Source organism: Rhizobium sp. RU35A, assembly GCF_900156005.1.
Classification (GTDB): domain Bacteria; phylum Pseudomonadota; class Alphaproteobacteria; order Rhizobiales; family Rhizobiaceae; genus Neorhizobium; species Neorhizobium straminoryzae.
Genome location: NZ_FTMR01000003.1, coordinates 106,694 through 128,612, shown reverse-complemented (window position 1 = coordinate 128,612; position 21,919 = coordinate 106,694). Strand labels below are relative to the sequence as shown.

Below are 21,919 nucleotides of genomic sequence, written 5' to 3'. Positions count from 1 at the left end.
AGTGACGGACGTGGAGGCGAACGACAGAGGGTTCCGGGTGCATCTTCGTATCCGTGGCGAAGGGCACCTTGAGGTCGATGTCGACCGTATCGTCGTCACGACCGGGCCGGCCCACGATACCATCCTCAATTCCCAGCCTTTCCTCAGAGATCTCGCAGAGGCCGGACATCTTCAGCTCTGCCCGACGGGGCTTGGCATCGCCTGCGATCTTGCCTCACGCGCGATCCGTGCCGATGGCACGACCGATCCGTCCCTGCTCATTGCAGGACCGCTGGCGCGCGGCACCTTCGGCGAACTCATGGGGCTGCCGCAGGTGGCGGAGCATGCCGTCTTCGTGGCCGATCAGGTGGCAGAAACTCTTGCAGCAGTCGCCCAACGCCGAAGCGGCAGCGTGAACCCACCGCCGTCGCAACCGGATCAGTTCGTTTCGCTTTCCTCGGACGCGAGCCAGGTGCGCCGCGCCCCTTCTCCCTCAGCAAGGATTTTCAATATGGCAGCCGCCGACAAACCGCTCGATTTCCTGTGGTTCATACCCTCGTCTGGCGATGGAGCCTATCTCGGCTCCGACGAACTCGCCCGTCCCGCCGATCCCGGTTATTTTCGCGAGATTGCCAGGGCCGTCGATCGCCTGGGCTATTCCGGCGTTCTCATCCCGACGGGGGTTGCCTGCGAGGAATCCTTCATTCTGGCCGCCGATCTGGCCGCCCACACAGAACAGCTGAAGTTTCTGGTGGCGATCCGTCCGGGTGTTGCCTCGCCCGCCTACTATGCGCGGCTGACGTCGACCTTGGACCGCGTCAGCAATGGCAGGCTTCTGCTCAACATCGTCGTGGGCGGCAGTGCACAGGAACTGGCCGGCGACGGCATCTTTTTGCCGCATGACGAGCGCTACGCCCATGCGGACGAGTTCTTCCAGGTGTTCAACGGGCTCATTGAGAACGGCAAGGCGCATCTCGATGGAAAATACATCCAGGCCCACAATGCCGAACTGGGACTGCCGCCGGTCCAGTCGCCGCGCCCGCCCATCTACTTCGGCGGCTCCTCCGATGCAGCCATCGATTTCTCGGCAGGCATCATCGACAAGTATCTCACCTGGGGCGAACCGCCGGCACAGGTGGCCGAAAAGGTTGAAAAGGTGAAAAGGGCGGCGGCGGCGAAGGGCCGGCAGGTGAGCTTCGGCATTCGTCTGCATTTCATCGTCCGCGAAACGGATGAAGAGGCCTGGGCAGCAGCGGACCGGCTGATCTCACGCCTGTCTGACGAGACGATTGCCGCTGCACAGGAGGTCTTTGCGAAGAATTCCGATTCCGTCGGGCAGGCACGCATGGTTGCCCTCCACCAGGGCCGTCGCGACAAGCTGGAGGTTTCGCCCAATCTCTGGGCCGGCATCGGACTGGTGCGCTCCGGAGCAGGGACAGCGCTGGTCGGCTCGCCGAAAACGATTGCCGCGCGGCTGCGCGAATATCAGGAGATCGGCATCGATACGGTGATCGCCTCCGGTTATCCGCATCTCGAGGAGGCCTACCGCGTCTCGGAACTGCTGTTCCCGGAAATCGGGCTCGCCGGTCCGCGCAACCAGATCCGCTCGTCATTCGGCAAGCGCCAGGTTTTTGGCGGTGGCGGTCACGGCGGCAATGTACGTGTTGCCTCCGGCTCGTGAGGATCTTATGGGCGGCTTGCGGGATCATTCCCGCAAGCCGCGTTTCTTTCGCTAGGGGCTGGCCACTGCGACGGGAACCGGTGAGGGCAGGCTGCGAATGAACAGGGTGCGGGAGGTGCGGCTGGCCGGCCGCAGGATGTGACGGGCGACCTGCTCCGTCTGCGCGGCGATTTCCGGCACGGCCATCAACTCGCCAAACGTGCCGCGCGCCAGAGGTCCGGCAATGTAGAGATCGGTAACCGGGTGACCGTCGCGCGCAAGCGCCCGGCTGTCACTGTCGCAGGCAAGGCCGAACCCGAAAGCATCCGGCACCACGAACCCGGCGGCCTGCAGATGCTGCAGGTAGGGTTGATGTGCGATGACATGCGCGCAATCCGGACCCGTGGCGACCATCAGATGATCGGCCCGCACGATGCGAGGCGACGACTGGCTCCTTAGCGTCATCACAACACCACGCGCATCCGCCTCCACAGCAAGGATATGCCCTGCCATGGTGGTCAGACGGTGCTCAGCCTGCAGGGTGCTGATCAAATCGGCCATGGCTGGCGTCATGCGATGCCGATGGACATCATACCATCGGGAGAGGTGGCGGCGGACACGTCGCCGTTCGCCGACCGGAAGCGCCGCCCAAAGCCGGGGAGCCTCATGGCGCAGAGCGTCCATCACGCTCTGCCAGGGCAGTCCCTGCCCGGTGACGCGATCGACGGCAGCCCGCACGCGACGCAACAGCTCGAGCGCCGAATGCGGGTCGCCGAACAGGGCCTCCCCATGCGGCGTGAAGTTGCCATCCGGTTGGCGACGCGGCAGAAGACCGCGACGCGACACCAGGGTAATGTGACCGCGATGGCCGCGTGCGGCCAGCAGGCTCACCAGATCGAGCGCAGTCAGGCCACTGCCTGCGATGATGACGCTGTCTTCGGGGCTGATGTGATCGACCGCCAGCGGGCCGGGCTGTGGCGTCAGGGGAAACGCGGTGCCTGAGGATTGGACCGCGGGCACGGGTGCTGCCGGCGGATGCGAGGTGGCGATGACGACAACATCCGCAGCATGCTCTTCACCGGTTGCGTCGGTCAGCAGCCAGTGTCCGTTTTCGCGGGTTATCGCCTGGATACGGCGCCTGATGTGACGGACACGGCCATTTTCGAGATGCGGAGCGAGTTCTGCCTCCATGAAGGCACCGAAATCCGCGCGCCGCGCATAGATCACGTCGCCATCGCGCGCCTGCTGGTCGGCATCCAGGCGACCCGTGCGCTTCAGCCAGGCGAGGAAGGCGCCGGGATCGCCAGGTATTGCCCTCATGCGATGGGCCGCCACGTGCAGACGCAGATCCGGATCGGTTGTATCGTAGGCAAGACCTGTACCGAGCCGTTCCCGCGGCTCGAAAACGATGATTTCGTCGCGATCGTCAGGCGCACGCCGTGACAGAACGCGCGCAAGGCTGGCACCGGTGAAGCCACCACCGACGATGGCAATGCGGCGGCTCCTGGCGGGCAATGCCGCCGCTCTGGAAGGCAGGGTAAGCTTCAGCATCGCAACTTTCACCTCTGGTTTCGCAGGCTTTGTTGAGGCCGCTCCGGTAGGGGAAATTTCTACAAAGTTTATAGATTAAGAAAACCGCTGTCTAGAGCCGTCATGTTCGTGAGGCTAAGCTTGCATCTTCAGCGATTGTTATCAGGATCCACCACAGATGACGAAACAGTTTTCTCCCGAAGTCTTCGAAACGCATGCGGCGAAGCCCGTCGCGGCCGTACGTCCGGGCGATGCAGAAAGCCTGAAGGCCGCACTCCGCACGCTTGCCGGCGGCGTGAGCATCATCACCACGGGCAGCGGCCAGGAGAGAACCGGAGCGACCGTCACCTCGGCGACCGCGCTTTCCGTCGATCCGCCACGCATGATGGTTGCTCTCAACCGGAGTTCTTCGACCTGGCCCATCCTGCAGAAAAGTGGCTGGTTTGGCGTCAACATCGTTGGTCCGGGCCATGAAGGCCTGGCCAATCAGTTCGCGGGCGTTGGCGGACTGAAGGGCGCAGATCGCTACAATGGTCACGAATGGACTTCGCTTGCGACGGGTGCTCCCTTGCTGGAAGACGCCATCGCCGGCATTGACTGCCTTGTCGAGGAAGCCATCGAACGCCACAGCCACGTCATCGTCATCGGTGCCGTGCAGGGCATACGGCTCATCGGGGGGCAATCCCTGGTCTATCAGGGTGGCGCCTATCACCGGCTCAGCCCGCGTTGACGGGATCATCGCCGTCGTGGTTTCGCGGTCTGCGCGCCTTTGGGCAAAATTTGCTCCAGCGGCGCAGTTGCGTGCAGGATTTCGCCCTTCCGGGCGAACCGGGGGTATGTCAGCATTTCCCGTCAGCTCTGGAGGTCATCCATGCACAACGTGTACCGCTTGCCTGATCAGCGCGCCTTTCCCATGACCCACCCTTCGACCGAGCTGGAGGTGATTACCACCACCCGGCAGCTGCTGGAGCGAACCAGCGGCCAGAACGGGGATGACCGGATGGTCCATGCTCTCCCGCCTTCGCTGCTTTCCTTCGGCAAGGCCGGTCTTCTCGGGACGTCGGTGCCCGCCGATCTTGGTGGTGCGGACATCGCCAATGCGGTTATCGCCGAAATGATCGCTCTGGCTGCCGCCAGCGACACGTCTCTGGCGCAACGACTGGTCGGTCATTTTCTCGTGGTGGAAGCCATTCGCGCCGCCGATGGCGGTCGGCAGACATCCGAGTGGCTGACGCGCGCGCTTGCCGGCGATATCTTTCTGCTTGCGGCCGATCCCATTGCGGAGGAGACCGTCTCCTGGCCCGCACTTGTCGCCGGCAAGGCAGGTTTCCTGCTTCCGGCGGAGGCGCTGCCGCGACAGGAAGAGGCTGGGCCCGTCTGGTTGGCGGTCCCCTGCATTGATCCGGCGGGACGGCGTCTCCTGGCTCTGCTTGCACCGATAGAGGACGACGCCGCAGGTTCGGGCATGGCGGTTCCGGCAGGCAGCCTGGTCGAGCTTGCAAAGGATGACATCGAGACGACAACGCTGACACGTCTGGCAAGCCTGTTGCAGGCTGCCGTCGATCTGGGCCAGGCGCGGCGGGTGTTCAACGAATTGGCCCTGTCTGCTGAGGAAAAGGCGGGCAATCCGACGGAACACCCTGCGGAGTTCGTGAGGCTGGGCGAGCTTGCTGCGCGCCTGGATGGCGTGTCCGCGCTTATCGAACGGGCGGGGCAGCATGTCGATTCGGTGCAGGTTGATCCAACCCCGCAGCTTGCATTGCAGGCCTCTCTGTCGTGCCGCTCGGCCTGCGTGATGGCGGCGGAGATCCTGAAGGACCTTGACGCGGCCCGGTTGCCATCGCAATCGGACACCTGGGCTATGCGAAATGAGCTGGCCAAACGCAGGCTCGGACAACTCCATGTTCGCGGCGCGATTCCGGCACGCTGGCCATTCGCCTATTGAAGGTTCATAACCCTCAGACTTGGGTCAGGCTGTTCACCGCCGAGGCGGAGGGGGAACTCTTGTTCACCAGTTCCTCCAGCGACATGTTGTCCAGTATCGAGGCAATGGCATCACGAACATCGGTCATGGTCGCGCGGATCTGACAGTCCTGCGGATGATCGCAATCCTCGCAGGGCTCGAAGGCGGTCTTGCTCGCACAGCGGATGGGGGCAAGCGGACCATCGAGAATGCGGATGGCCTGACCGATGAAGATTTCGTTGGCCGGCTTGGACAGCGCGTAGCCTCCGCCCGGTCCCTTCTTGGAGCGCAGCAGACCGCCATTGCGCAGTTCAAGGAGGATCGTATCAAGGAACTTCTTGGAAATATTGTTCTTCGCGGCAATATCCGCCACGAATGCCGTCTCACCACTCTCGAGGCGCGCCAGATGAATGAGCGCCTTGAGGCCGTACTTCCCTTTTTTCGTCAACATGTCCGATTGCTTGTTCTGCCGGCGCCACCACTCCCGGCATATAGGACGGAAGACCCTGATGCCGCAAGTCTGGCGGGGATTTTAACCGCAAAGATCTGAACAATCGGTCTGCATTCGTGCATTTTACGATCGATCTTCGGGTCTACGGCACTCTGCCGGGCCGTCTGGCCGGTGCGACACAAGTGCCGCACCGGCTTTGCGTTTCCGTTAGAGCTTGTACTCGTTGGCAAGCGTCACATGATGATGAATGCGGCCTTCGAAGAATTCCGCGAGCACGGACTCGGTGGCGGCGCGCGCTTCGGCGCGGACCGGGCTTGCCAGAGCCTCGTCCACAGCCGCAAGGCTCGGATAGTTGACGGCAAGGATCATCGGCAGTTCCGGGGCGCCGTCATCGCGCGCCTCGGCGAAGGACACGCGCACATCGGTGGCATGTGGAAACTGACGCCACTTCGGCAGGATACGGTCGATAACGGCCTGACGGAAGGCTTCGGTCTGGCCCTCCTTCACCTTGCCCTCGAACAGCGCGAAACGGGTGATCATTGCAAATTCTCCTTGTTCGGTCCCCGGAAAAATTCCATCAAAGCCGCCTGGTCCTCGCCACCGAGGCCCGCAGCCGTCAGCATGCGATGAACCTCGGCGCAAATTGCCGTCAACGGCATGGCGGTGTTGGTGCGGCGGGCAAGATCCTGCGCGCCGTTCAGATCCTTCACCATGTTGTCGATACGGCCGGTGCGGCGATAATCCTTCGCCACGAAGCGCGGCATGTATTCCTGAAGGATCGCGCTGTCGGCGCGACCACCTTTCAGCGCCTGCGGGATCTTTGCCGCATCGACGCCGGCATCAAGCGCAAGCTGGGTCGCCTCGGCCACAGCAAGGAAGCCGAGCCCGCAGAGAACCTGGTTGATCAGCTTGGTCGTCTGACCGGACCCCACCGGCCCCATATGCGTATAGTTGCTGGCAACATGCTGCAGAACCGCATGCGCATCCGCCACATCTTCCGCCGTGCCCCCCGCCATCAGTGTCAATTGCCCGACCAGCGCCTTCGGCGCACCGCCGGACAGAGGGCTGTCCACCCAGCGCAGATCCCGCTCCGATGCATCGGCAGCAAGCTGCTTCGTCGCATCCGGATCGATCGATGACATGTCGATGATCAGCGTCCCGGGCTTGGCGCCCGCGGCGACGCCAGCCTCGCCGAACACGGCCCTGCGCACGATTGCCGGCGAATTCAGGCTGAGGATCACATAATCGCTGGCGGAAGCGGCATCTGCTGCCGTAGCCGCAGCCTTTGCTCCCTTGTCGACCAGCGCCTGGACCTTTTGCGGATCGAGGTCAAACACCACGAGATGATTGCCGGTTTCCGCCAGACGCGTGCCGATGGCACTGCCCATGGCACCCGCGCCAATCAGGGCGACCCTGTTGCTCATGACTGTCTCTCCTCCAATGACGTGGCGATCTCTGCCACCACCGCTTCGAGCGGCTGGCCGATATCAACGGTAATGGCCTGTTCGTCCGCTTCCGGCAGCTCCAGAGCCGCGAACTGGCTGTCGAGCAGGCTGGTCGGCATGAAATGTCCGGTGCGTGCTGCCATCCGCGCAGCAATCAGATCACGACTGCCGGACAGATGGACGAACACGACCGGCGAGACCGCCTCGTGGCGAATGAGGTCCCGGTAGCGGCGCTTCAGCGCCGAGCAACCGATGATGCGGATCCCCTCGGCAGAAGCCAGGCTGCGGCCGACGCGCGTCAGCCAGGGCCAGCGATCCTCATCGGTCAGCGGTTCGCCACGACTCATCTTCGTGATGTTTTCAGGTGGATGCAGTTCGTCGCCGTCGACATAGACGGCGCCAAGCCTGGCTGCGAGGGTTTCCCCGACGCTGGACTTGCCGCAGCCGGCAACGCCCATCAGTACGATACGATGACCCATCAGAGCGACGCCGTGATGCCGCCGTCCACATAGAGAATGTGGCCGTTCACGAAGGAGGAAGCACCGGAGGAGAGAAAGATGCAGGCGCCGACGAGTTCCTCGACATTGCCCCAGCGACCCGCTGGCGTACGCTTTTCCAGCCATGCAGAAAAGGCGGGATCGGATACGAGTGCGGCGTTCAGCGGCGTGTCGAAATAGCCGGGCGCGATGGCGTTGCACTGCAGGCCATATTTCGCCCAGTCGGTCGCCATGCCCTTGGTGAGGTTGGCAACGGCGCCCTTGGTGGCGGTATAGGGTGCGATACCGGGGCGGGCTAATGCCGTCTGGACGCTTGCAATGTTCACGATCTTGCCGGCGCCGCGCTTGATCATGTGGCGCGCCACAGCCTGGCCGACATTGAAGACGGTGGAGACATTCGTCTTCATCAGCCGCTCGAACGCATCCGCCGGAAAATCCTCGAGCGGCGTGCGGTGCTGCATGCCGGCATTGTTGACGAGAATGTCGATCGCCCCGGTCTCGGCCTCGAAGGTATCGATCGCCGTGCGCACCGCTGCATGGTCGGTGGCATCGAAGGCGAGCGCATGGCTGGCGCCGAGGCTTTCTGCCGCCGCCTTCAGCTTGACCGCGTCACGGCCGTTCAGAATGACCTCGGCGCCGGCATCAGCCAGTCCCCTGGCCAGCGCATAGCCGATGCCCTGCGAGGAGCCGGTGACGAGCGCGCGCTTGCCCGTCAGGTCGAAAAGGTGAATGCTCATGAATGTCCTCCAGAATGGATGTGGCCGTGTGCGTCAGCCGAAGGCGATCTGCGTCTTCATCGACTGCCCCTTGTCGAGGGCGATCTCGAAGGCCTTCGGCGCGTCCGACAGGGGCAGGACATGGGTGATCAACGGCTTCACGTCGATAAGCCCGCCCTGCATCAACCGGATCGCGGTGGCGAATTCCTCGTGGAAGCGGAAGGAGCCGCGCAGATCGAGTTCCTTGGATGTGATCGCCATCATCGGCAGATTCATGTCACCGCCAAGCCCGAGCTGGACGATCACGCCGCGCGGCCTGAGCGCCTGGATGCCGGCAACCAGCGCCGGCTGGGCGCCGGAGCATTCGTAGAGCACATCGAAATAGCCCTTGTTCGCGGCAAACGGCACCAGGCCGTCCGACGTTTCAGAGAGATTGATGGTGCGATCCGCACCGACCATGCGGGCAAAACCGAGTGCGCGTTCCGAAAGGTCCGCCGCAACGATCTCGCTTGCGCCGGCCCGGCGTGCAGAGAGGATCGACAGGGTGCCGATCGGACCGCAGCCGGTAACCAGCACGCGCTTGCCCAGCATTTCCCCGGCCCGCCGCGTGGCATGCAGGGTAACCGACAAGGGCTCTGCCATCGCCGCTTCCCCGGCGCTCAGACCCTCTGCCTTCACGCATTGACTGGCTTTGGCCACCAATCGCTCCCGGAAGGCGCCCTGGATGTGCGGGAAGGGCATGGCCGACCCATAGAACCGCATGTTGAAGCAGTGATTTGGCAGGCCCTTGTGGCAGTATTCGCAAGCGCCGCAGGGACGCGATGGCGACACGGCGACCAGATCGCCGATGGCAAGCCCGCACACGCCATCGCCCAGCGCCGTGACATGGCCGGACACTTCATGGCCGAGGATCATCGGCTCCTTCAGGCGCACGGCGCCAAAGCCGCCATGCGCGTAATAATGCAGGTCCGAACCGCAGATGCCGCCGGCGGCAAGGCGGATCTCCACCTCGCCGGCGCCGGGTGCCTCCGCTTCGCGCTCCTCGATGCGCAGATCTTTCGGCGCGTGAATGACAATCGCTTTCATGGCAGGCCTCACAGAACGGGCGTCGGCAGGGGGCGGCCTTCGAAATGGGCCGACAGGTTTTCAAAGACGAGGGCACCCATGGCCTTGCGCGTCTCGACAGTGCCCGAGGCCATGTGCGGCTGCAGCAGCACATTGTCGAGCGCGAGGAAGCGCGGATTGAGCTTCGGTTCCCCCTCGAACACATCGAGCGCTGCGGAACCAAGCCGCCCCGTCTCCAGTGCGTCGAGCAGGGCCTCTTCATCGATGTTGGAGGCGCGCGAAATATTGATCAGCATGCCGTCCGGCCCCAGCGCCTCGATAACGGAGCGACCGACGATGTGGCGCGTGGCAGCGGAGGCTGCAAGCGTGACGAAAAGGAAATCGGACCGTTCGGCCAGCGCCACAGGATCGGCCACGAAGGTCCAGTCTCCGGCATGATCCTTGGGGCCGGTGTCGCTATAGGCGATGTCCATGTCGAAGCCGGCAAGGCGTCGGGCGACCTCATAGCCGATGCGGCCAAGCCCAAGAATGCCGGCACGCTTGCCATGAACGCGCGACTTGAGGGGATAGAGGCCTCGTGTCACCCAGTCACCGCTTCGCACCCATGCCTCGCCCCCCACCATGCCGCGGGCCTGCGCCAGCATCATGGCAACGCCGAGATCGGCAACATCTTTCGTCAGCACATCCGGCGTGTTGGTGACGCGGATGCCACGCGCGCGCGCCGCCTCCAGATCAACGGCATCATAGCCGACACCGTAGACGCTGATGACCTCCAGGTTTGGCAGCGCTTCGATCATGGCGCGGCTGGCTCCCAGTTCGCCGCGCGTCGCGATGCCGCGAATGCCCGCGCCGTTTTCAGCGAGAAAGGCCGCCTTGTCGGCAGCCTCGAAATAGCGGTGCAGGGTGAAGCGGGCGTTCAGGCGCTCCTCGTCCCAAGCAGGGTAGGGGCCGACCTGAAGGATTTCGATTTTGCTCAAGACATCTCCTCCGAAATGATTTTGTTATCGATAACATATGAGTCGCTTCCGGCTTTGTCCAGCGTCGATTTTGGCATCCGGCCGCAACGGATCGCGACGCCGGTCACGCCTCTGTGGGTTCCCCGAAAATGAACTTGACACATATGTTATCGATACCATAAGCCTATTGCATCTGACTTTGGGAGGAGCGGATGGCATCGGATGCATTTCTGGAGTTTCGGTCCGTCTCGAAGGAATTCGGCGGCACCAAGGCCCTGACGGAGGTTTCGCTGAGCCTCAAGCGCGGCGAAATCCTAGCCCTTCTTGGTGAGAACGGCGCGGGCAAATCCACCCTCATCAAGACGCTGGCGGGCATTTTCAAGCCGGATGGTGGAGAGATCCTGTTTCGCGGCGCGCCTTATCATCATCGCCCGCCGAAGCCGAACCAGCGCCAGCCGGTGGCCTTCATCCATCAGGATCTCGGCCTCATCGAATGGATGACGGTGGCGGAAAATGTCGGCCTGGCCCAGGGCTTTTCCATGCGCAGGAAGCTGATCGACTGGAATGAGACGGCGCGTCGTACTGCCGATGCATTGAAACTGGTCGGCTGCGATTTTGATCCCTCGACCCGCGTTCAGAGCCTGACCCGCACGGAAAAATCGCTGGTGGCAATTGCCCGGGCACTCGCCGTCGAAGCTGACGTTCTGGTGCTGGACGAGCCGACCGCCAGCCTGCCCGCCGACGAGGTGGAACGCCTGTTCGCCGCCATCCGCCCGCTGAAGGAGCGCGGCGTCGCCATGATCTATGTCTCGCATCGACTGGATGAGGTGTTCCGCATCGCCGACCGCGTCGCTGTGCTGCGTGACGGGCGGCTTGTCGGCGAAAAGCCGGTGAAGGAGACAAATCCCGACGAACTGATCCGCATGATCGTCGGGCGCAAGGCGGACCAGTTGTTTGCCAAGGCGGATACGATACCCGGCGACACACTGGTGTCGGTGAAGAACCTTGCATGCCGTGGCGCCGGCCCCGTCTCGTTTGATCTCAGGCAGGGAGAACTGCTGGGCCTTGTCGGCCTGCGCGGTGCGGGACAGGAACTGATCGGCCGTGCGCTGTTCGGCGCAGAACCATCGACTGGTGACGTGCGGGTACGCGGCACGCAGCCGGATCTCCGCAGTCCCGAAACGGCAATCGCTTCCGGCATCGGGTTGATCGCGCGCGACCGCACGGAAGAGTCGGTCGCCATGTCGCTGACCCTTCGGGAAAACACCTATCTCAATCCCGGCGCCTCCGGCCGCGGCCTGTTCAAGATGCTGTCGCCCTCGCAGGAGGCGGAAATGGCACATACGCTCGGTGAAAAGGTGGGGCTTCGCCCCAACGACCAGTCTCTGGCCATCGAGGCCTTGTCCGGAGGCAACCAGCAGAAGGTCGTGGTTGGCCGCTGGCTGGCCACCGGCCGCAAGCTGCTGATCGCCGAGGACCCGACTGCCGGCGTCGATGTCGGAGCCAAGGCCGACATCTACCGCCTGATCGCCGCCGCCGTCGAAGGGGGGCTCGCGGTTCTGGTGATCTCAACCGATTTCGAGGAAATCGCCCATATCTGCCACCGCGCGCTTGTGTTTTCGCGCGGAGCCATTGTTCGCGAACTGTCGGGCAACGCGCTGACCACCCCTGCCGTCATCGCTGCCGCCTCCGCCGCCGAAGCGGCCTGATCTCTGGAGAAAGACGATGCAATCCATCCAGTCCAATGCGCTTGAGCCGACCAAGTCGGATCTGCGGGGCCTTTCGACGGGCGACAGGCTGAAGCGTCTGCTGCCGGTCTACGGTCTTGTAATCCTGACGGTCCTGCTGATCCTGTTCTTCTCCGTGCTGCTGCCGGATACGTTCCCGACCGTCCTCAACCTTCGCTCCATCATCGCCAACAAGACGATCATCGCCATTCTGTCGCTGGCGGCGATGATCCCGATGGCCTGCGGCCGCATCGACCTCACCATCGGCTATGGCATTGTTCTCTGGCACATTCTCGCGATCAGCCTGCAGACCATGTTCGGCCTGCCGTGGCCGGTGGCCGTCGTCATCGTGCTCGCGCTTGGGGCACTGACCGGCCTGCTCAATGGCGTTCTGGTCGAAATCGCCAGGATCGACAGCTTTATCGCCACGCTTGGCACAGGAACGGTGATCTATGCGATTGCGCTGTGGCACACCGGCGGCAGACAGGTTGTCGGCGTCCTGCCGGAGGGTTTCCTCGCGCTCAACGGTACAATGCTGTTCGGCCTGCCGATCACCGGTTATTACGTTCTGGCGTTGGCGCTCGTGATGTGGATCGTGCTCGAATACCTGCCGATCGGGCGCTACGTCTATGCCATCGGTGCCAATCCGAAGGCGGCGGCCCTCAATGGCATTCCGGTTCGGCGCTTCGTCGTCGGCGCCTTCATCACCTCTGGCCTGCTCTCGGCTCTTGCCGGCGTGCTGCTCGCCTCGCGTCTCAGGATCGGTCAGGCAAGCGTGGGCCTAGAATATCTGCTGCCGGCGCTGGTCGGTGCCTTCCTAGGCTCCACCACCATCAAGCCCGGCCGCGTCAACGTCTGGGGCACCATGATCGGCGTCATCATCCTCGCCGTCGGCATTGCGGGCATCCAGCAGTTCGGTGGCTCCTTCTTCGTCGAGCCGCTGTTCAATGGGGTCACGCTGCTGGTCGCCATCGGCATTGCCGGCTACGCCCAGCGACGCCGTGGCGCCATCGGTGCCATCAAGCCGCTCGGCCTGCCGCCGAAGACGCCCGAAAAGTCATCCTGATCATCGTCGAAAGTCTCACGTCCATAGGGAGGATACACCGTGAAACGCAGACATTTCCTGGCAACCGTTGCACCGGCCGCGCTTGCCATCATGATTGCCGGCCCCGCGCTGGCCGATGCCATGGCCGACGCCAAGGCGGTCGTTGCCAAATACGCAACCAAGGTCGACAAATGGGACGGCCCGACCTCGGGGCCTAAGGCCGCTGCCGGCAAGTCGGTGGTCATCGTTGCAGCAGACATGAAGAATGGTGGCATTCTCGGCGTCGTCAATGGCATTCAGGAGGCTGCCAAGGCGATCGGCTGGAAGGTCAATGTTCTCGACAGCGCCGGCTCCATCGAAGGCCGCACGGCCGCGTTCGGTCAGGCGCTGACGCTGAAGCCGAACGGCATCATCATCGCCGGCTTCGATGCCGTCGAGCAGAAGCCGTCGATGGCTGAAGCCAAGAAGGCCGGCATTCCCATGGTTGCCTGGCACGCGGCGCCGGCCGTCGGTCCGGTCGAGGATGTCGGCGTGTTCGCCAACGTCACCACCGATGCCATGCAGGTCTCCAAGGCTGCCGCCGACTATGCTTACGTCGATGCCGGCGGCAAGCCGGGCGTGGTGATCTTCACCGACTCCACCTATGCGATCGCGATCGCCAAGGCCGACAAGATGAAGGCCGAGATCGAGGCGCTCGGCGGCAAGGTGCTCGAATATGTCGATACGCCGATTGCCGAGACATCACAGCGCATGCCGCAACTGACGACCACGCTGCTGCAGAAATACGGCGCCAAATGGACGCATTCTCTGGCGATCAACGACATCTATTTCGACTTCATGGGCCCGTCGCTTTCGGCCGCCGGCATTGCCGGCGACGGCGCGCCGAAAAGCGTTGCCGCTGGCGACGGTTCTGAAAGCGCCTATCAGCGCATCCGCGCCAAGCAGTACCAGTCGGTGACGGTGGCAGAACCGCTCAACCTGCAGGGCTGGCAGTTGGTGGATGAACTGAACCGCGCCTTCTCCGGAGAAAAGTGGTCGGGCTACGTGTCTCCGCTGCATGTGGTGACGGTAGAGAATGTCGAGTTCGATGGCGGACCGAAGAACACCTTTGACCCCGATAACGGCTATCGCAACGAATACAAGAAGATCTGGGGCAAGTAAGACAGAAACGGCGCGGGCTTGCGAACCTTGCCGCGGCCCGCGCCTTCGCTATCTTGCGCCCGAAACCTATCGAGGAAAGAGGCAGCCGCATGTCGTTTTTCGACGCTGAAGATCCGGTCTTTTCCACCTTTGTACTGGGCAATGCGCCCCTCAAGAAGCTGGCCGGCGGGTTTGACTGGGTGGAGGGGCCGGTCTGGTTCGGCGACCACGACTGTCTGCTGTTTTCCGACATTCCCAACAACCGCATCATGCGCTGGAGCCCGGTGACCGGCGTCAGCATCCATCGCGAGCCCTCCAATTTTTCGAACGGTCACACGCGCGACCGTCAGGGCCGGCTGGTGAGCTGCGAACATGGCGGTCGCCGCGTGACCCGCACCGAGCATGACGGGACGATCACGGTGATTGCCGATCGCTACCAGGGCAGACGTCTGAATTCACCGAACGACGTGATCGTCGCCTCGGACGGCGCGATCTGGTTCAGTGATCCCCACTACGGCATCTCCACCGACTACGAAGGCACGCGCAGCGAGCAGGAACTGCCCTGCAATGTTTACCGTGTCGATCCCCTGAACGGCGAGATCCAGGCGGTCCTGACGGATTTCGCCTGCCCGAACGGGCTTGCCTTCAGTCCGGATGAGACGAAGCTCTATGTCGCCGATACCGGCCGGATGTTTTCCGATGATCCGCGCCATATCCGCGTGTTCGACGTCGGCGAAGGCTGGCGGCTGACCGGCGGTGAGTTGTTCCACACCATAGCACCCGGTTGCGCGGATGGCATGCGGGTGGATGCGGCGGGTAATCTCTGGTCCTCCGCCGCAGATGGCGTTCATTGCATCGCGCCGGACGGGCATCGCCTCGGCAAGATCCTGGTGCCGGAAACCGTGTCCAACGTCTGTTTCGGCGGGCGGCACGGCCATCGGCTCTTTATCACGGCCACCACCTCGGTCTATGCGGTATCGCTCGCCATTCGCGGCCATATCGGCTGGCAAAGATAGGCGGCTGCAGAAATGGGGCGGGACATGGAGAACGACAGAACGCCGACCATGGCGGATATTGCGCGCAAGACGGGCGTGTCCCCGATGACGGTGTCGCGTGCCTTCAAGTCCGGCAGCCTCATCAACAAGGAAACGCGCGACGCCATCCTGAAGGCGGCGGAGGAACTGGGCTACGTCTTCGATTCCACGGCCTCCAACCTGCGCTCCAAGAAAACGGACTTCATCGCCGTCACCATTCCCTCCATCAACAATGCGAACTTTGCCGATACGGTGGGCGGCCTGTCCTCCGTGCTCAGCGCCCGCGGTTTCCAGATCCTGCTCGGCTACACCAATTACGATGTCGAGGAAGAAGAACGGCTGATCGAGCATCTGCTGCGCCGCAAGCCGCAGGCGATCGCGGTGACTGGCGGCAAGCACACGCGGCGCGCCCGCAAGCTTCTCGAAAACGCAAAAATTCCGGTCATCGAGACCTGGGACGTGCCGGCCGAACCGATCGGCCATTTCGTCGGCTTTTCCAATGCCAAGGCCGTGCGTGGCATGGTCGATCATTTCGTCGCCGTCGGCTATCGCCGGATTGCCTTCATCGGCGGTGATGCCAGCCGGGACACGCGCGGCACCGATCGCCGCCACGGCTTCATCGCGGCTCTGAAGGACCACGGGCTTGACGCCTCGCGGCTGATCGATGCCGGAGCGCCGCCGATTTCCATGCGGGAAGGGGCCAATGCCATGGGCCGCTTGCTGACCGAACTGCCCGATACGGAGGCGGTCATCTGCGTGTCTGACCTCTCAGCCTTCGGCGCCCTGACAGAATGCCAGCGGCGCGGTGTGCGGGTGCCGGACCAAATCGCCATCGGCGGCTTCGGGGATTATGAGATCGGCGGCATTTCCGTGCCGGCGCTGACCACCGTCAACGCCCATGCCCGACAGATCGGCGAACGCACCGGGGCGCTCATCCTCGATCTCCTCAACGGCGAACGGACGATCGCCGACGTGACGCTGCAGCCGCAACTCATCGTACGCGAGAGCTCGCGATAGCGAGGCTGGCCCCGGCAACCCGTATGGAACAGGTTGCCGCGCTTCAGTCCCTGGCGTGATCAGAAATCCCGCATCGTGCGCAGGTCGGCTTGCAGGGTCCGGAAGGCTTCGTACCGGCGCGCATGAATGCTGGCGATTTCGCCGCCGGCAGGTTCGTAGACGCGTCCGGCGCGGCTCAGCGCCTGCATGGCCGCCTTCAGATCCGGAAAAGCGCGGGCGGCAGTTGCGCCAAGCAGCGCCGCCCCCAGCAGCACCGGCTCCGGCGTTTCCGGTGCAATCACCGTCTTGCCGCTGGCATCGGCCAGGATCTGGCGGGTCAGATCGTGCTGGCCGGCGCCGCCGCTGATGATGATCTGGTCGACACCGGCGCCTTCCTCCTCCTGGACGGCAATGATCTGCCGCAGGCCATAGCCGATGCCACAGAGGCCGGCGACATAGAGCGCGACGAGATTGTCGAGATCACGTTCCATGCCAAGCCCGGCGATCGCTGCGCGGGCGGCCGGATCGGCAAAGGGGGCGCGATTGCCGAGGAATTCCGGCACCACATGCAGACCGCGGGCCAGCGAGACGACAGCGGATGCGTTCGGCTGTGTCGCAACGGCAAGATTGGCGAGCAGCACCGGCAGCGATATTCCATCGGCACGGGCGCGTTCGCTGGCGATGGCAAAGGCCGGATGCAGGCTGATGAGCTGGTCGATCGCGGCTCCTGCCGCGCTCTGGCCGCCTTCGTTCAGCCAGAGACCGGGCACCATGGCGGAAAAATAAGGACCCCAGACGCCGGGGACGAATTTCGGGCTTTCGGTCGAGGTCAGCGTGCAGGACGAAGTGCCGAACACATAGCCCATGTTGCGTTCTGGCGTGCCGCCGATGCCGACCGTGCCGATGCCGCCCGCATGGGCATCGATCATGCCGGCGGAGACCGGCGTTCCGGCCACGAGGCCGAGGTCGCGTGCGGCAGCCTCGGTCAATCCGTTGCCGAGCGCCGTGCCGGGCTCGACGATCTGCTGACCGATACGACGGAACTCTTCGTCCGCCAGTGCGCCGAGCCCGATTTCGTGGAAATAGCCGGGATCCCAGCGCTGCTCATGGGCGAGATAGGTCCACTTGCAGGCCACCGTGCAGGTGGAGCGCGCAAGGCTTCCCGTCGAGCGCCAGGTGAGGAAATCGGCGAGATCGAAGAACTGCCAGGCCTTCGCAAATATCTCCGGCAGGTTCTCCTTTAGCCAGAGCAGTTTCGGGGTCTGCATTTCCGGCGAGATGCGTCCGCCGACATAGCGCAGCACCTCATGTCCCTGGGCGTTGATGCGTTCCGCCTGTTCGACCGCGCGGTGATCCATCCAGACGATGATGTCGCGCTCGGCAATGCCGGCAGGGCCGACGGGCAGCGACTGACCACCTTCGCCGAGGACGACCAGCGAGCAGGTGGCATCGAAGCCAAGCCCCGCGACGATTTCCGGCGCAATGCCGGCCGCGGAGACAGCGGTGCGAACCGCCGTGCACACCGCCTGCCAGATATTGGCGCTGGACTGCTCCACCCGGTGCGCTCCATCACGGTAGAGGTCGATGTCGCGCTTGCCGGTTCCGAGGCACTCGCCTGCCTCGTTGAACACACCGGCGCGGGCACTGCCCGTTCCCACATCCACGCCGATGAAATGCCTGCGACCGCTCATCCTGTTATCCTCCCGCTGCGTCAGATCCTGCTCGTATACGCTTACAGATCCACGCTGTTCGGTAAAATGACAAGGTCACGGATGACGACATTGCGCGGGCGCGACAGCATGAAGAACACGGCTTCCGCCACCTCCTGCGGCTGCATCAGGCTGCCATTGGCGAGCGCCTCGTCCATTTTCTCTTTCGGCCAGTCATCCAGCAGTGCCGTCACCACCGGGCCCGGCAGCACTGCGCCCACCCGCACGCCGTACTGGGACACCTGCCGCCGGGTGGTGTGGACAAAGGCCTGCACGGCAAACTTCGAGGCCGTGTAGATCGGCTCCCAGACCACGGGAACGACGCCCGCCACAGAGCTTGTGAACAGGATGTCGCCGGTCTTTTCCGCAATCATGTGCGGCAGGACGGCATGCACGCTGCGGAAAGCGGCATTGATGTTGAGGTTCAGCATGCGGTCCCAGGCATCGGGATCGCCTTCGGCCACGGGACCGCCGACATAGGCGCCGGCATTGGCGTGGAAGATGTCGAGCCGGCCCGCCACATCGAGGATGCGCGGCAGAAGGCCGGAGACCTGCGGACCATCCAGCAGATCAATGACGAGACTTCGGCTCCGCTCACCGAGTTCCCGGCAAAGCGCAGCCAGCCTGTCTTCCGCGCGGTCGATCAGCACCACCGTCGCACCTTCGGCTATCAGCTTTCGGGCGCAGGCAAGCCCGATCCCGGAAGCGGCGCCTGTAATGGCCGCCACCTTTCCTTCCAGCGTGTTCGTCATGGTTCTCGCTTCCTTGCATAATCGAATATGAGACGAAGGGCGGTTTCAGCCGGGCATCCGGATCTGCAGCTTCACATCGTCCGGAAGGCCCTTTGCCGCTCGTTCGAAAGCGGCAATGCTGTCCTCGAAGGCGAAGGTTTCGGTGATCAACGGCTTCAGATCCACCTTGCCGGCGGCGATCAGGTTGACGGCACGATCAAAATTGTTGGCATAGCGGAACACGGTTTCGATGCGCGCCTCCTTGAAGATCGAGGCCGGCACATCGAAAGCAACGGGCTCGACCGGAAGGCCGACCAGCACCAGCGTGCCGCCCGGGCGCATGAGATCGAAGATACCCTGATAGGCGCGCGGGCTACCGCTCGCCTCGAAGATCACATCCGCACCCCAGCCATCGGTCGCGGCCATGACCGTTTCCAGCAGCGAGGCTTCGGTAATGTTGACCGGCGTGATCCCGCCATATTGGCCGGCAATCGCAAGCTTCGGGGCGCTGAGATCGGAGATGAACACGCGGGAGCAGCCGCCGGCCAGTGCCGCCAGCGCCGTCATGATGCCGATCGGGCCACAGCCGATGACGACGGCCACGTCGCCGGGCGTGATGCGGGCGCGCGTGGCGGCCTGCATGCCGACGGCGAAGGGCTCGACCATCGCGCCCTCCGCAAAGGATACAGTGTCCGGCAGCTTGTAGGTGAAGGCGGCCGGGTGGACCACTTCCGGCGTCAGCACGCCGTGGATCGGCGGCGTTGCCCAGAAACGCACATCCGGATCCACATTGTAGATGCCAAGTTTCGAGGCACGCGAGGCCATGTTGGGAATGCCAGGCTCCATGCACACCCGGTCACCGACCTTCAGGTTTTTGACGGCCGCGCCCACCTCGAGCACGACACCCGCCGCCTCGTGACCCAGCACCATGGGTTCGCGCAGGATGAAGGAGCCGATCGCTCCATGAGTGTAGTAATGAACGTCGCTGCCGCAGACGCCGACGGTATGGATGGCGATCTTCACATCCTCCGGCCCGACCTCCCGGGGAAGTTCGATGTCGCGGATGGCGAGTTCGCCTTTGCGTTCCAGAACGAGGGCTTTCATGATCGTCTTCCTGTGGTCAGAGGGCTGCGCCTGCGGGGGTGAAGAGATAGATATGGCGCGGGTCGATGCCGGCGACCATGGCTTCGCCCGGGCGAAGCTCCGGCCGTCCATTCGCCAGAATGGTTACGGTATCGGTGTCGGTGCGGGCATAAAGCTGGGTCGACCCGCCGAGGTTTTCGGCGAAATCCAGTGTCAGCCGCAGAAGCGGACGAGCGCTTGCCACATCCAGATGCTCCGGCCGCAACCCAACGGTCACGGCATCGCCCGCCTTGACCTTGGTCGCGGCGGCATGGGCGAGCGTCATCGCTCCATCGATGAAAGCGGAGTGTCGCAAGGTCAGGCTGCTGCCGTCCGTGGCGGTGACGGAGGCGGTGAGGAAATTCATCTTGGGCGAGCCGATGAAGCCCGCAACAAAGGTGTTGGCGGGGCGATCGTAAAGCTCCGTCGGCGTGCCGATCTGTTCGACAAGCCCGGCGCGCAGCACGACGATCCGGTCTGCCAGCGTCATCGCCTCGACCTGATCATGGGTGACATAGACCATGGTCGCGCCGAGATTGCGGTGCAGCTTGGCGATCTCGACACGCATCTGGCTGCGCAGCTCCGCGTCGAGGTTCGACAGCGGCTCGTCGAACAGGAAGATCTTCGGGTTGCGCACGATGGAGCGACCGATGGCGACGCGTTGACGCTGGCCACCGGACAGCGCCCGCGGCTTGCGCTCCAGAAGCGCTTCGATCTGCAGAATGCGGGCAGCTTCCGCGACCCGGCGCCTGATCTCGTCTTCCGGCAGCTTTGCCATGCGCAGGCCAAAGGCCATGTTCTCGAACACGCTCATATGCGGATAAAGTGCATAGGACTGGAAAACCATGGACACCTCGCGCTTGGCGGGCTCCTCATAGGTTACGTCCTTGCCGTCGATCGAAAGCGTGCCCGAGGAGACATCCTCCAGTCCGGCAATCATTCGCAGCAGCGTGGACTTGCCACAGCCGGACGGACCGACGAACACCACGAACTCGCCGCGCGAGGCGGAAATATCGACACCCTTGATGACGCTGAGTTCCCCGAACGTCTTCTTGATGTTGTCCAGCTGCAGGAAGGTCATGCTCTCGTTACTCCCGATCCGTCGATGCCGCGGCCAGGCCGCCGGCGTCACGTCATGTCTGTTGGCTGTTGGTTGGGGTCTGGCCCGTGTCGTCAAGGATGGCGGCGGCACACATCTCGTCCGTGACGAGCCGCGTGACATAACCGCCGCGCAGAATGGCGCGGATGATGTTCACCTTGTACCAGCCGCCCGAGGCGAGGATGGAATGGCGAACGGATTTCAGCTGCTGCGGCGTGACCGACAACACGCGCTCGTTGAGCGGATGGTCCACCGGCCGTCCGGCCTCGTCGAGGAAGACGCCGAGCAGGTCGCCCACGGCGCCGGCCGCCTGCAGGGTCGCGAGATTTTCAGACACCGTCGGCGTCTGCACGAGCAGCGAGCGGGCGGTCATGTCACCGCAGGACACGAGCGCGACATCGACGGACCGCGCGCGCCGCATGGTTTCTCGGATTCCGTGGTGGGAAAGCAGGGCCTCGCGGCTTTCCACCGAGGGAAAATAGAGCGGCGCCGTGAGATAATAGCATTCGGCCGAAATGGCCCGTGCATAACCGGTGGCAACCTCGAAGGTGCTCGATCCCGAGCCACGCGTCAGCCCGCCCATCACGGACGTCACCCAGCTGCCGGGAAGAGGGCGGGGCGTGAGACGCTTGAGCCCCGCCGTCAGCGTCTTGCCCCAGCCGACGCCAAGGCCCATGCCATCTTCCAGCAGCCTGTCCAGCATGCCGCCGGCCGCATCGCCGACCGCCCGCTGGTTTTCCGAATCATCCGGCAGCGTCGGGATGACCGACACGTCATCCAGGCCGAACCGCTCCTTCATGCGGTTTTCGAGATCGATGCAATTGGCCATCGGCAGACGGATATCCACCACCACGGAACCATCGGTGCGCAACTGGCCGAGGGTCTTGTTGACCCGCAGGCGCGTCAGGCCCAGCTGATCGGCGATTTCCTGCTGGGTCAGGCCACCGATGAAATAGAGCCAGGCAACGCGCGCGCGGATCTGCTGCGCGTCGAGATCCTCGATGCCGGTCGTTGCGGTGTCGGTTCCCTTGGTGGCCATTGCGTGCTCGTCTCC

At 63.6% G+C, this 21,919-nt stretch carries 21 protein-coding genes; 8 read left to right on the top strand and 13 right to left on the bottom strand.

Annotated features, from left to right (window positions below):
- Positions 1-490 precede the first annotated feature (490 nt).
- Positions 491-1,660, top strand: coding sequence for an FMNH2-dependent alkanesulfonate monooxygenase (ssuD, locus tag F3H95_RS09175; RefSeq protein ID WP_143124200.1), 1,170 nt, complete (start codon positions 491-493; stop codon positions 1,658-1,660).
- A gap of 51 nt (positions 1,661-1,711) precedes the next feature.
- Here the strand turns inward: ssuD and F3H95_RS09170 are convergent, their stop codons facing one another.
- On the bottom strand, positions 1,712-3,190 hold the full coding sequence (locus F3H95_RS09170; protein ID WP_149745721.1) for an FAD/NAD(P)-binding protein: 1,479 nt from the start codon (positions 3,188-3,190) through the stop codon (positions 1,712-1,714).
- Positions 3,191-3,347: 157 nt separating this feature from the next.
- Between F3H95_RS09170 and F3H95_RS09165 the strand changes: the two genes are divergently transcribed.
- A complete protein-coding gene (locus F3H95_RS09165) occupies positions 3,348-3,899 on the top strand; it encodes a flavin reductase family protein (RefSeq protein WP_149745720.1) in 552 nt (183 codons plus the stop codon).
- 39 nt (positions 3,900-3,938) lie between these two features.
- Complete coding sequence (locus tag F3H95_RS09160; protein ID WP_149745719.1) at positions 3,939-5,114, top strand: hypothetical protein; 1,176 nt, start codon at positions 3,939-3,941, stop codon at positions 5,112-5,114.
- 13 nt (positions 5,115-5,127) lie between these two features.
- On the opposite strand, the gene F3H95_RS09155 is transcribed toward F3H95_RS09160, so the two are convergent.
- The 7 genes from F3H95_RS09155 to F3H95_RS09125 form a co-directional block, all read right to left on the bottom strand.
- The gene (locus tag F3H95_RS09155) at positions 5,128-5,583 is read right to left on the bottom strand and encodes an Rrf2 family transcriptional regulator (protein WP_149745718.1); all 456 of its coding nucleotides are present in this window, start codon (positions 5,581-5,583) and stop codon (positions 5,128-5,130) included.
- Positions 5,584-5,790: 207 nt separating this feature from the next.
- A complete protein-coding gene (locus F3H95_RS09150; RefSeq protein ID WP_143124077.1) occupies positions 5,791-6,123 on the bottom strand; it encodes a hypothetical protein in 333 nt (110 codons plus the stop codon).
- Complete coding sequence (locus tag F3H95_RS09145) at positions 6,120-7,007, bottom strand: NAD(P)-dependent oxidoreductase (protein WP_149745717.1); 888 nt, start codon at positions 7,005-7,007, stop codon at positions 6,120-6,122. Before F3H95_RS09145 ends, F3H95_RS09150 begins: the two co-directional genes overlap by 4 nt.
- Positions 7,004-7,507: a gluconokinase gene (locus F3H95_RS09140; protein WP_244617947.1), complete on the bottom strand. Its 504-nt coding sequence runs from the start codon at positions 7,505-7,507 to the stop codon at positions 7,004-7,006. Before F3H95_RS09140 ends, F3H95_RS09145 begins: the two co-directional genes overlap by 4 nt.
- Positions 7,507-8,262, bottom strand: a complete 756-nt coding sequence (locus F3H95_RS09135; protein WP_143124075.1) for an SDR family oxidoreductase — start codon at positions 8,260-8,262, stop codon at positions 7,507-7,509. The genes F3H95_RS09140 and F3H95_RS09135 overlap by 1 nt, the downstream gene beginning before the upstream one ends.
- 33 nt (positions 8,263-8,295) lie before the next feature.
- Positions 8,296-9,327 carry an L-idonate 5-dehydrogenase gene (locus F3H95_RS09130; RefSeq protein ID WP_149745716.1) on the bottom strand — a complete coding sequence of 344 codons (1,032 nt, stop codon included), beginning with the start codon at positions 9,325-9,327 and terminating at the stop codon, positions 8,296-8,298.
- An 8-nt stretch (positions 9,328-9,335) separates the two neighbouring features.
- On the bottom strand, positions 9,336-10,283 hold the full coding sequence (locus F3H95_RS09125) for a 2-hydroxyacid dehydrogenase (RefSeq protein ID WP_149745715.1): 948 nt from the start codon (positions 10,281-10,283) through the stop codon (positions 9,336-9,338).
- Positions 10,284-10,474: 191 nt separating this feature from the next.
- Here F3H95_RS09125 and F3H95_RS09120 point away from each other — a divergent pair, with 191 nt between their 5' ends.
- From F3H95_RS09120 to F3H95_RS09100, 5 genes are all read left to right on the top strand, one after another.
- Entirely contained in the window at positions 10,475-11,971 is a 1,497-nt protein-coding gene (locus F3H95_RS09120; RefSeq protein ID WP_149745714.1) for a sugar ABC transporter ATP-binding protein, read from the top strand.
- Between the two features lie 16 nt (positions 11,972-11,987).
- Complete coding sequence (locus F3H95_RS09115; protein ID WP_143124071.1) at positions 11,988-13,055, top strand: ABC transporter permease; 1,068 nt, start codon at positions 11,988-11,990, stop codon at positions 13,053-13,055.
- Positions 13,056-13,094: 39 nt separating this feature from the next.
- On the top strand, positions 13,095-14,195 hold the full coding sequence (locus tag F3H95_RS09110; protein WP_149745713.1) for a substrate-binding domain-containing protein: 1,101 nt from the start codon (positions 13,095-13,097) through the stop codon (positions 14,193-14,195).
- Between the two features lie 89 nt (positions 14,196-14,284).
- A complete protein-coding gene (locus F3H95_RS09105; protein WP_149745712.1) occupies positions 14,285-15,190 on the top strand; it encodes an SMP-30/gluconolactonase/LRE family protein in 906 nt (301 codons plus the stop codon).
- A gap of 24 nt (positions 15,191-15,214) precedes the next feature.
- Positions 15,215-16,225, top strand: a complete 1,011-nt coding sequence (locus F3H95_RS09100; RefSeq protein WP_244617946.1) for a LacI family DNA-binding transcriptional regulator — start codon at positions 15,215-15,217, stop codon at positions 16,223-16,225.
- A 59-nt stretch (positions 16,226-16,284) separates the two neighbouring features.
- On the opposite strand, the gene F3H95_RS09095 is transcribed toward F3H95_RS09100, so the two are convergent.
- The 5 genes from F3H95_RS09095 to F3H95_RS09075 are packed head-to-tail and all read right to left on the bottom strand — an operon-like array spanning position 16,285 to position 21,904.
- Complete coding sequence (locus F3H95_RS09095) at positions 16,285-17,895, bottom strand: FGGY-family carbohydrate kinase (protein ID WP_149745711.1); 1,611 nt, start codon at positions 17,893-17,895, stop codon at positions 16,285-16,287.
- A 41-nt stretch (positions 17,896-17,936) separates the two neighbouring features.
- Complete coding sequence (locus F3H95_RS09090; RefSeq protein ID WP_149745710.1) at positions 17,937-18,665, bottom strand: SDR family oxidoreductase; 729 nt, start codon at positions 18,663-18,665, stop codon at positions 17,937-17,939.
- A 45-nt stretch (positions 18,666-18,710) separates the two neighbouring features.
- Positions 18,711-19,748 (bottom strand): NAD(P)-dependent alcohol dehydrogenase, encoded by a 1,038-nt coding sequence (locus tag F3H95_RS09085; protein WP_188134342.1) that lies wholly within the window; start codon positions 19,746-19,748, stop codon positions 18,711-18,713.
- A gap of 16 nt (positions 19,749-19,764) precedes the next feature.
- Entirely contained in the window at positions 19,765-20,847 is a 1,083-nt protein-coding gene (ugpC, locus tag F3H95_RS09080) for a sn-glycerol-3-phosphate ABC transporter ATP-binding protein UgpC (RefSeq protein ID WP_149745709.1), read from the bottom strand.
- 52 nt (positions 20,848-20,899) lie between these two features.
- Positions 20,900-21,904 carry a sugar-binding transcriptional regulator gene (locus F3H95_RS09075; protein ID WP_149745708.1) on the bottom strand — a complete coding sequence of 335 codons (1,005 nt, stop codon included), beginning with the start codon at positions 21,902-21,904 and terminating at the stop codon, positions 20,900-20,902.
- Positions 21,905-21,919 lie beyond the last annotated feature (15 nt).